At 58.6% G+C, this 9,204-nt stretch carries 9 protein-coding genes and 1 pseudogene; 7 read left to right on the top strand and 3 right to left on the bottom strand.

All coding sequences use genetic code 11. The annotated features are described in order from the left end of the window. Positions 1 to 25 precede the first annotated feature (25 nt). Positions 26 to 487 carry a hypothetical protein gene (locus AC0L3K_RS39980; RefSeq protein WP_473368140.1) on the bottom strand — a complete coding sequence of 154 codons (462 nt, stop codon included), beginning with the start codon at positions 485 to 487 and terminating at the stop codon, positions 26 to 28. A gap of 539 nt (positions 488 to 1,026) precedes the next feature. Here AC0L3K_RS39980 and AC0L3K_RS39975 point away from each other — a divergent pair. Together AC0L3K_RS39975 and AC0L3K_RS39970 are read left to right on the top strand one after the other, a co-directional pair. Continuing rightward, entirely contained in the window at positions 1,027 to 1,524 is a 498-nt protein-coding gene (locus AC0L3K_RS39975; RefSeq protein ID WP_473368139.1) for a hypothetical protein, read from the top strand. A gap of 402 nt (positions 1,525 to 1,926) precedes the next feature. Then, entirely contained in the window at positions 1,927 to 2,277 is a 351-nt protein-coding gene (locus tag AC0L3K_RS39970) for a hypothetical protein (protein ID WP_473368138.1), read from the top strand. A 179-nt stretch (positions 2,278 to 2,456) separates the two neighbouring features. On the opposite strand, the gene AC0L3K_RS39965 is transcribed toward AC0L3K_RS39970, so the two are convergent. Both AC0L3K_RS39965 and AC0L3K_RS39960 read right to left on the bottom strand, forming a co-directional pair. Next, complete coding sequence (locus AC0L3K_RS39965; RefSeq protein WP_473368137.1) at positions 2,457 to 5,789, bottom strand: AAA family ATPase; 3,333 nt, start codon at positions 5,787 to 5,789, stop codon at positions 2,457 to 2,459. A gap of 607 nt (positions 5,790 to 6,396) precedes the next feature. Then, positions 6,397 to 6,808: pseudogene (locus AC0L3K_RS39960) on the bottom strand (IS110 family transposase); the annotation flags it as partial. A gap of 170 nt (positions 6,809 to 6,978) precedes the next feature. Between AC0L3K_RS39960 and AC0L3K_RS39955 the strand changes: the two are divergent. From AC0L3K_RS39955 to AC0L3K_RS39935, 5 genes are all read left to right on the top strand, one after another. Continuing rightward, positions 6,979 to 7,167 carry a hypothetical protein gene (locus AC0L3K_RS39955; protein WP_035992068.1) on the top strand — a complete coding sequence of 63 codons (189 nt, stop codon included), beginning with the start codon at positions 6,979 to 6,981 and terminating at the stop codon, positions 7,165 to 7,167. Positions 7,168 to 7,226: 59 nt separating this feature from the next. Then, positions 7,227 to 7,361 (top strand): hypothetical protein, encoded by a 135-nt coding sequence (locus AC0L3K_RS39950; RefSeq protein WP_473368136.1) that lies wholly within the window; start codon positions 7,227 to 7,229, stop codon positions 7,359 to 7,361. Between the two features lie 156 nt (positions 7,362 to 7,517). After that, positions 7,518 to 7,694, top strand: coding sequence for a hypothetical protein (locus AC0L3K_RS39945; RefSeq protein ID WP_009859170.1), 177 nt, complete (start codon positions 7,518 to 7,520; stop codon positions 7,692 to 7,694). A 203-nt stretch (positions 7,695 to 7,897) separates the two neighbouring features. Next, positions 7,898 to 8,155, top strand: coding sequence for a DUF6894 family protein (locus AC0L3K_RS39940; protein WP_473368135.1), 258 nt, complete (start codon positions 7,898 to 7,900; stop codon positions 8,153 to 8,155). 222 nt (positions 8,156 to 8,377) lie between these two features. Beyond that, positions 8,378 to 9,204 (top strand): IS110 family RNA-guided transposase (locus AC0L3K_RS39935; protein ID WP_473368134.1); only part of this gene is annotated, 827 nt, incomplete at its 3' end.

Raw genomic sequence — 9,204 nt, 5'->3', positions numbered from 1 at the left:
ATTCGCGGGCCAATCTTGCCCGCCGTCAGGCAGAAACTCCACTTATCGCCCTGTTCAGATTTCCGGAGCCGGCTCTCTGGAGACCTTCAAATTTCCCCGTTCCACCAGTGATGTTGCAATTGTTGGGGGATCCAGGCATCCAGTCGCACTGCTCGAACAACTGATCGCCGTCCTTGTCGACGTAAGTACAGTATCCGTGAATCTCCGCCGTCTTTGCCGACGAATCCGTAAGGCGGCTCAGCTGGCAGCGTCCACCCATGTTGTTGAGTACAGGGTTTCCAGCCTCGTTCGAGGCTGCCATGGCTTGGTTGATAAAAACAAACTCTTTGCCGCCGCCGATGGACATTGGCTTGGGCGCTGGAATCGGCGTAGCGGTGAATATGACTGAGACCGAACCTTCCGGCGGCACGCTCTGAGCAACGACGCTCGAGCTGGTCAGAATGGCAACCAGCAAAAACGATGCGATGAGTACACGATTAATAGCCATCGTTCCCTCCCTTTATGATGGCGCAGAGAACTTATGCGAGCGAGCAGGCTATGCCCTGAGGAACGCTCCAGCAAGAGTTACAGACCAAACAAAGAGTAGCACGGTGTCGCAGGCGGAGCTCAGCAAGCAAAGGTGCGTCAGTAGAGCTGATCCACTCAAAATGGGCACATCCGCTGGCAATGAACATTTTCGCGTCGGGTCCATTCGCGTCGGTGTTGGTTGAAGTGCGCTAAATACGTGTGATCGCCAAGGATTAATCATGCGAATTGACAACCCGCACTTACCCCAATTTCCGAAGTGCGTGAAGTTGACAACTCCCGCACTACGAAGATGCCAAAGACGATGAAAGATCTGAAGAGTAGGCTTCTTAGTTTACAACCAAGTGCTTACCCCATTCTAGAACGGGTAAGTCCTCGCGGTAGACCGACACAAAGAGGCCGCCGGTTTAACGCTTGCTTACGTAAGGTGTGCTGGTTGATTGACCTGGTGAAACCTGCAACGGTCATTTATTCAACCCCTCGTTGATCGGAGACGAGCATATGGGCCAGACATTGGAGTTCTTCTGTTTCATCGCACTGCTAGGGCTCGCGTCTGGTGGTCCTGCATTAGCAGCAGATCCGCCGAAGGAAGGCAGCTACGATTACACAGCCTGCTGGTCCGGCGCGAACAACGTGATTACATTCTCAAAAACCCACACTGCATCTAGTTTTGAAATGACCGGCACTACCCGCAGCAATCCTCCCGACGGCATGTTTGACAAGAACACCTTCCGATGCGTTGGCATGAACGCCTCGCTTGACGGAAAATTCACAGGGTCCACCGTGTGCGAGACGGTAGATGTCGACGGAGACAAACGCCTGGCATACTTTTCGCTCGCAAGTGACGGAAGTCTCACCCGAGAAAACGTTTCAGGTACCGGAAAATACGAAGACATGAAGGCAAGCGGCACAGTCCACCCCCTAGGGCCTTTCCCGATCGTGAAAGCGGGAACGTTTCAGGACTGCAATCATCAGACCGGCACCTACAAGCTGAAGTAAGCCAGAGGCAATATCCGCTTTTGGTCGAGCATGTCGAGTGGATGCATCCACCGGCCTTCCCACATGCCCCAAAAGGGATGGCCTGCCGAAGTTGCGATCAGCTCGCTTTCGCTCAAAAAATGATGATGCGGGCATCTCGGACCTTTCATCGGTCAAGAAATGTCATCAGCCGCGCCGCACTCCCCCAGTTGCCCGGAGTAAAGCCGCAGCATGGCTTACCTTTAGTTGTGTTGTCCAGTTGTTGAACCTTTGCCCGAATTGGGGGACCCACTTCTGTACGCATCGGGGACGAAGGTCTCCCATGACGAAGCATCAAACGATTGTGGCTGTCGCGCTCATCGCCGGATCGCAGCTGTAAGCGCTGTCTTGTTTTCCGGACGGCGTCAATCGCGGAGCAAAGAGATGTTTTCAGCAAAAGCTGGGGCACTGTTGCTTGGTTTAGCGATGCTAGTGACGCGAGCGCTCGCGGGCGATGATGGCCGATACGACAACTCTCCGCTGAAGCCATGGTTTGAAAGCTTGCAGAGCCAGTTCGGAAAGTGCTGCACCGATTTTGACGGGTACATAGTTTCCGACGTGGATTGGGAGTCCGATCGTGGGCGTTACCGCGTCCGCATCGACAACGAATGGGTTGACGTGCCTGACGGCGCCGTTGTCACACAACCAAACCGTTTCGGCCGTACAATGGTTTGGAGACATTACATTGACGGCCACCCACGCGTCCGATGCTTCATGCCTGGCACCATGACTTGATGCGTTTAGAAGGTAGTCCGCTTCGGGCGAAAATGTGAACAACACAATGTGAGCAACACTGGTCCGCCAAACCTCACCGACCGGACCTAACCGAGGCATGCCGCGACTTCGCTGATGGGCCAGCTACGGACCTAGACCATGAGAAGCTGGCGCCGGCCCCCCAAACTGGCTCCCGTGCATCAGGCCAGCTCATCGAGGAGTGCTCTGCCCTCGATGAGATCGCGCGTGTCGAAACCTTCGGTGAAGCTGCCGAGCACCGGCGCCAGTAGGGCACGCGCCTCGTCGATCTTGCCAGCTTCGCGCCACAGCCGGGCAAGTCCCTTCGCCGCGCGTAGCTCCCACATCCGCGCCGACTGCGCCGTCGCAAGCGTGAGCGCTCGCCGGAATTTTACCTCGGCATTCACCTTGTCCCCTTCTGCAAGCGCAAGTTCGGCGGCAAGCCGGTGTAACTCCGCCTCATACCAGCGTTCGTCCGTGGCCCGCACTAGGCGTAGTCCCTCGCCGAGCTGTTCCTCCGCTTCCGACCACCGACCGGCTTGCAGACAAATCTCGGCCAGGATTGATCTCTTATAGGGATGCTCGACCTTCTGCTCCGTCGCGACGAGCTTAGCCAGCGCGTCACGCATCAGCTCTATCCCACCTTCGGGTGCGCCGCGACAAGCCCGTGTCCAGCCTTCGAAAAGGCGCATCTGCGCGCGGAACACGACCCCTTTCTTCGCCGCAAGATCGAGCAGCCTAGCAACGTTCGCCTCCACGGCCGCACAATCTCCGCACATATGATGCAGATAGCAACCGTTGCTAAGTGCCATTGCATAGTAGAACTCTGAGCCCTTCCTTGAAGCCGCAATGGCTTCTGCGGCTAAAGCGTGCCCCTGGTTCGGAAATCCAAGCACGAACATGGTCCATGCCAAGTATGTCAGTGGCCAAGTGGGATACTGGCCGTGCGAGTAACGATTGACGCGCCCATGGTCTACGTTATCGACGCGCAGCGACTCTTCCAAATGTTGGCGACCGCGCACAAGGTCACCCAGCAAAAATGCTGTGCTGCCAATCAAATACTCTGCCACCTTCAGCGCTGAAGCATTCTGGTCAATCTGCGCAACCTCCATGAACTCGCTCGCATAGAGCTCGGCATCATGAAGCTTCGGCCGATTGAAAGCACCGACAAACTGACCATACATGACTTCCAACAGCCGATCGGCGTCGCCAATCTCCTCACATAGTGCGCGGGCACGCCTATAGCTGATCTCAGTCTGCAGTGAGCCCGAGCCACGGAGGGCACGATACACCGCGCCCAGCGACATCTGCAGGTCAAGCTCAGTACGCTTCCGCGCCTGGTCGGGCAGTTGCGGCACAAGTGCGACCGCCGCGGTAAAGGCGTGCTCAGCCTCGACGTAATTGGAACGTTCGCGCGCACGCGTGCCGGACCGCTGCCAATAGGCGATCGCGCGATCGTATATGCCGGCGGCCGCGTAGTGGTGTGCCAGCAGTTGGGGCTCCGCTTCTGCAATCTCCGGGAATTGCTGCTCAAGTACGTCGGCGGTTCGCGCATGCAGTTGCTGTCTGGAGGTGAAGAGCAGGGTTCCATAGGCGGCGTCCTGCACCAGCGCGTGCTTGAAGACGTAGTTGTTTTGAGGGGGCAAGCCGCGGCGGAACAGTAGTCCCGCGTGAACCAGCGCATCCAAGGCCGCGGTCAGTGCGTCTCGCTTCGGTGGCAAGACAGCTGTCAGGAGGGCCTCGCTGAATTCGCGGCCCAGCACCGCCGCCACTTGCGCGACTTCCTTCGTCCCGGCTGTCCGGTCCAGCCGCGCAACGAGGGCGTCCTGCAGCGTCACCGGAACCGAGAGCTGCAGTCGCCCGGCACGCCCGCTAGTAGTTTCGCCGTCGGCCAAGCCGGCCTCGAGTACCGCTTTGGTCAGCTCCTCGATGAAAAGCGGCACGCCGTCCGCTTTTGCGACGATCTGTTGAATTATTTCCGCCGGCAGCGCTTCGGTAGCAGCAAACGCACCAACCATGTCAGCTGCCTGCGCTGGGCTTAGCCGATTGAGCGTAAGCATGGTTAGATGGGGGCGGCCGCTCCATGGCGGTACGTAGTCGGGTCGGTAGGTAATCAGGATCAGGACCCGAGAATCCTGCACACGATCCATCGCGGCCACTATTAAGTCTGCGCTCGAAGCGTCGATCCAATGCGCGTCTTCCACCACGATCCGCACCGGCTTCCGGGTCGCCAACCCAAGCATTCGATCGACCAATGCTGTCGCCGTTCTCTGCTTAAGGGTCTCTGCCGTCAGCTCCAGCCTCGGATAGTGCGAAGCAACAGGGATCGACAGCAAACCTGCAAACAGCGATGCTTTCTCGGGCACTGCCTGTCCAGATTCGGTCAACATCTGCTCGAGCTTGTTCAATTTAATCGCGGGTGGATCAGTTGGCAGGAACCCGGCCGCCTCTATCAACTGGCGCGCGAAGGGATATAGCGCGCTGGTCGCGAAATATGCCGAGCATTGGCACCGCAACCGTGCATGCGGCAGATCCGCTATTCGCTCGATGAGCGCCTCGGCAATCCGCGACTTGCCGATGCCAGGCTCCCCACAGAGCAATACGACCTGGCCCTCGCCTTGCTTCACCTGCTCCCAGCGGAGCAGCAATAAATTGACCTCTTCCTCGCGACCGATCAGCGGGAATGGCCCGCCAGGATGCAGCGCCTCAAAACGACTCTCGGTCAGACGCTCGCCGGTCACGCGCCACGCCTGCACAGGACGGGCGACGCCTTTCAGCTGGTGGACACCAATGTCTTCGTAGGTGAAAAAGCCAGCGACCAGCCGCTGTGTGCTGGAGCTGATCACTAAGGCATTGGGGGCGGCCAGCGACTGTAGCCGCGCAGCAACATTCGGTGTTTCACCGACAATCGCCATTTCCTCGCGTGCGCCACCCGCACCCATCTCGCCTGCCACCACAAGCCCGGTGTGCACGGCAAGGCGGACACTGAGCTCGATACCGAATTTCTTGGACAAGTCTCGATTCAGCAGGACGACCGCCTCGACAATATCCAGCCCAGCACTCACCGCACGTTGGGCGTCATCCTCATGCGCACGCGGAAGACCGAAATAGACCAGCAGACCGTCTCCAAGGTATTTCGCGAGATGGCCGTCATAGCGGTCAATGACGGCGACGCAAGCTGCTTGATAGGCGAGCAGTAATTCTCTCAGCTGTTCGGGATCGACAGTGCTGGAGAGAGCGGTAGAATCGACGAGATCGCAGAACATCACCGTCAGCTGACGACGTTCCGCCTCGGATGTGCTCGGAGGAATTGCCGCTAAGGGCTTGGTCCGCATGAGCGCGGCGATTGCCCTGAGCAGACGCTTGCGGTCACCTAGCCTTGCAATCCCGAGATCTTTCAGATCCCTGTTACTGAGATCCGGCAGCAGATCAAAATCGACGCCGCTCTGTGCGAACGTTTCGGCATATCGCCCGAGTCCGAGAGGCTCAAGCCAAGCTCTTACGTCATGGCTCATTGTCATGTCCTCAGCGCACCCAGGGCGTCTTAGAGTTTGCCAACTAGCTACTGAAGCGGACGAACCTGGCTCCGTGGATGAGCAATCCTATCTCATTCGACGTCATCTGTGGGAACAGTTTTCGGCCATAATTCTGCTCATTGGCGAGATCGGAGTACGTCCCGACGCACGATAGGCCGACGCGGCTGGCCTCTTTCGTGTCCTCGCAATTGAGCAGTCGCACGCCACGGAGACGTTCTAAAATCCTCATCTGCTACGGCTCAAAAGCGACGGTCGACGCGAGTGCAACTCGGCGCCCATTCTACCAGCGAAAGCGGACATCACGTTAACTGAGGCGCTCTTCGGCTTGGGGCCATACCGCAAGTTCTAGATTGTCTCGCGAACACTCGCCTCGATGCCGGCGGAGCCGCGAGCGGGCGCCTCGTCTTGGCCTTGGTCAACGTAGCTCGGGTAAAAGACTTCTGCTATTGTGGTGAAGTCTTTAGATTTGCAACGGGGGCGGTGAGACGGCAAGTGAGCCCGCTCGATCCATAGGACACAGTAACCGTCCCTCGGAAATCGTCTTCCAGTGTTCTCGAGATGAGGCGTGAGCCAAAGCCTTTAACGGCTGCGACACCAGCCGCTCGCGCACCCGATGCAGCGCCTGCAGATCCAGTTGCTCCGCAGTCTTGGTCCCCACGAACTTCATCGTCGGGCGCTGCACGGCTTCGGCAATCGCTTCGGCATCATTGAAGTCGTTCTTCTGTCCCTTGCTATAGGGGCGGACATATTTGGCCGGCATCAACCTGGCATCGTGACCAAGCGATACGAGTTTGCGGCTCAGTTGATGTGCGCCGACGCAGGCTTCCATGCCGATCAGGCAAGGCGGCATATTGGCGAGCCGCGCTTCCAATTGGCCACGCGACCACTTTTGCCGCAGCACGATGGCGCCCGCGCGCATCGTGGCCCACGACGTGGAACGAGTTCTTGCCGATATCGATGCCGATCACGGCGATCGCGGTATTGGGTGTCTGAGACATGGCGTGCTCCTCGTCGTTGGCGCCCCTTGCCAGCTTCGCTTGCTGGCGGGGCAGGAGCACGGCCGGACCATCCCATTCCCGGACTCCAGGGCATCGCGCTGCCCCTGAGGGAGTGGACGCTTTTAATCTGGTTAAATGCGGGAACCGGCGAGATCGCATCCGAATGCCCTATGGACGATCTGGACATCATCAGGGCGCGCGCCACCCGCGACGACAGTCGTAAATTGCGCGAGCGCGCCCGCGAGCTGTGCCGCCTTCTTGAGTTGCGGCGCGACCAGCTTCTCCTTGCTCGCGCCGAATTGGCCTCCACCAAAATGGAGAAGATAATCCGCAACCGGCAGGTCAAAGGACAGCCCTGAGGGTGGAACTATTGCTCCAGATCAAAGGCCGCCTGCCGCGAGCCGCTGGTATGACTCCCATGAGTGATATGCCGCCGGACAAGCCAGACGTGAAGCCCCGCGAGAGCGACGAGGTCAGGCGGCGCATCATCGAAGAGTATGCCGCGAACCTCCGCGAATTGATCAGGAAGCTTCGCCAGAAGCTGAAGTCCTGAAGGTCGGGGGGCCGCCCGATGGCGTCATAAAGACGCAACGGGCGAACTTTGCCAGCGAGCCCGCATTGTCAGAAAGGCCCCCCAAATTTCTTCCTAAGTTGTGCTTCGGCCAAGTTTTTGAGATCGGCTTTTCTCGTATTCTATTGAAGGGTCATCATGCGTGTCCCGCCCATCCAAAGTTCGTATATTGCTGCATTGTCGAAACTGCACGAGCAGCAATTGGAACGGCTGCGCATCAATCCAGAGATCGAAAAGCAATATGACGAAATCCGTCTGCTGAGGGAGAGACTAAGATTAGCCCTCAACCGGAAGAAGCTCCGCCCGCCGCTCTGAGCACACAAGCCGTCTCGCGATCTGTCACTGGCAAAGGCGCCTGATGCATCGATGAGCGCTTCCTTGAAGGAAGTGAACCGGGGCCCTTGAGGAGTGGACGGGATACTCGTTTGTAGCGAACGGCTCATTTTGAGTAAGTGAAATCAACGCATGGGACGGCGCTTGGTCAGAGGATCGCCCGGACCAGGACCGTGTTGGCCCACATGCGCTTCTACTTCGACTATCAGGACTCGGCGGGCATCATTCTTGACGACCAGGGCGAAGAACTTTCGGACTTGGCCGCCGCGCGGGACGCCGCGATGAGATATCTCGCCGAGGGGATACGAGACCACAGCCCTTCGGGCTTAACCGACAAGTTGTCCGTTTTCGTAAGAACGAGAGACGTTCCGATCATGACCGTGTCGGCTACGATTGAAGTCACCGCGGCACCACCGAGCGGGATAGATCGAAAACTCTCCTGAGGGGAGTGGACTGCACACGTCCTCGCGCGGTGAGGCTTGAGCTGCTCATTTAGCATTCCCGCTTATGGCCTTCAGCGACCTCGGGAGACGTCCGCTTTCTCGCCGCTGTTAGGAGTTGAGCGGACATCAAGCGGCCAGCCGCTTAATGATGGGGTGGACGCCCCGCCGACGGCATCGATGTGCCAAAGTGGAGGTGTTTAGCACCACTTAAGGGAGGCGTCCGTGTCGGAGGTTAGCATAATCGGTCTGGACATCGCCAAGCAGGTTTTCCACGCTCATGGAGCAGACGGGAAAGGGCGAGCTATATTCAGCAAACGGATCAGCCGAGGAAAGCTGCTGGATTTCTTCGCAGCCCAGCCGAGTTGCACGGTAGCGCTGGAGGCATGTGGCGGAGCCCATCACTGGGCCCGTCAGCTCACTCGGCTTGGCCACGAAGTTCGGCTGATCCCTCCCGCCTATGTAAAGCCGTTTGTGAAGCGGCAAAAGAACGACGCGATCGACGCCGAGGCGATCTGCGAAGCAGCGCAGCGGCCGAGCATGCGGTTCGTGGCCGTGAAGAGCGAACAGCAACAGGCGGCGGGTCTGGTGTTTCGGACCCGTGACCTGTTAGTGCGGCAGCGAACGCAGCTCATCAACGCGATCCGGGGACATCTCACTGAATATGGATGGGTCGCACCTAAGGGGCCATCGCACGTGGCGATGCTTATCGATCTGATCGAGGAGGAAGAGATGGCCAGCTCGCTTGCCAAAGCGGCCCACGCCATGTTCCGATTGATGTTGGACCTGCTGACCGACCTCAATGGCAAGATCGCGGATCTCGACCAGGAGATCGCGCGACGTGCTCGCGAGGACGAGGTATCGCGACGGCTAATGACCGTTCCCGGCATCGGCCCAATCTCCGCCACCGCGATCGCCGCTCTAGCGCCGCCGGCCGAGACCTTTGCCAAAGGCCGTGACTTCGCGGCATGGCTCGGTCTCACGCCTCTTCAAAAATCGACGGGTGGCAAACAGAGGCTTGGCGCGACGTCCAAGATGGGGGAGCGAACGCT

Source organism: Bradyrhizobium sp. MI1.10 (assembly GCF_055811035.1).
This window is presented reverse-complemented; position numbering and strand designations above follow the sequence as displayed.

Excerpts from the sequence above, each read along its gene's own strand:
- AC0L3K_RS39980 (WP_473368140.1), bottom strand. The coding sequence starts at position 487 with ATGGCTATTAATCGTGTACTCATCGCATCGTTTTTGCTGGTTGCCATT.
- AC0L3K_RS39975 (WP_473368139.1), top strand. The coding sequence starts at position 1,027 with ATGGGCCAGACATTGGAGTTCTTCTGTTTCATCGCACTGCTAGGGCTC.
- AC0L3K_RS39970 (WP_473368138.1), top strand. The coding sequence starts at position 1,927 with ATGTTTTCAGCAAAAGCTGGGGCACTGTTGCTTGGTTTAGCGATGCTA.
- AC0L3K_RS39965 (WP_473368137.1), bottom strand. The coding sequence starts at position 5,789 with ATGAGCCATGACGTAAGAGCTTGGCTTGAGCCTCTCGGACTCGGGCGA.
- AC0L3K_RS39955 (WP_035992068.1), top strand. The coding sequence starts at position 6,979 with ATGGACGATCTGGACATCATCAGGGCGCGCGCCACCCGCGACGACAGT.
- AC0L3K_RS39950 (WP_473368136.1), top strand. The coding sequence starts at position 7,227 with ATGAGTGATATGCCGCCGGACAAGCCAGACGTGAAGCCCCGCGAGAGC.
- AC0L3K_RS39945 (WP_009859170.1), top strand. The coding sequence starts at position 7,518 with ATGCGTGTCCCGCCCATCCAAAGTTCGTATATTGCTGCATTGTCGAAA.
- AC0L3K_RS39940 (WP_473368135.1), top strand. The coding sequence starts at position 7,898 with ATGCGCTTCTACTTCGACTATCAGGACTCGGCGGGCATCATTCTTGAC.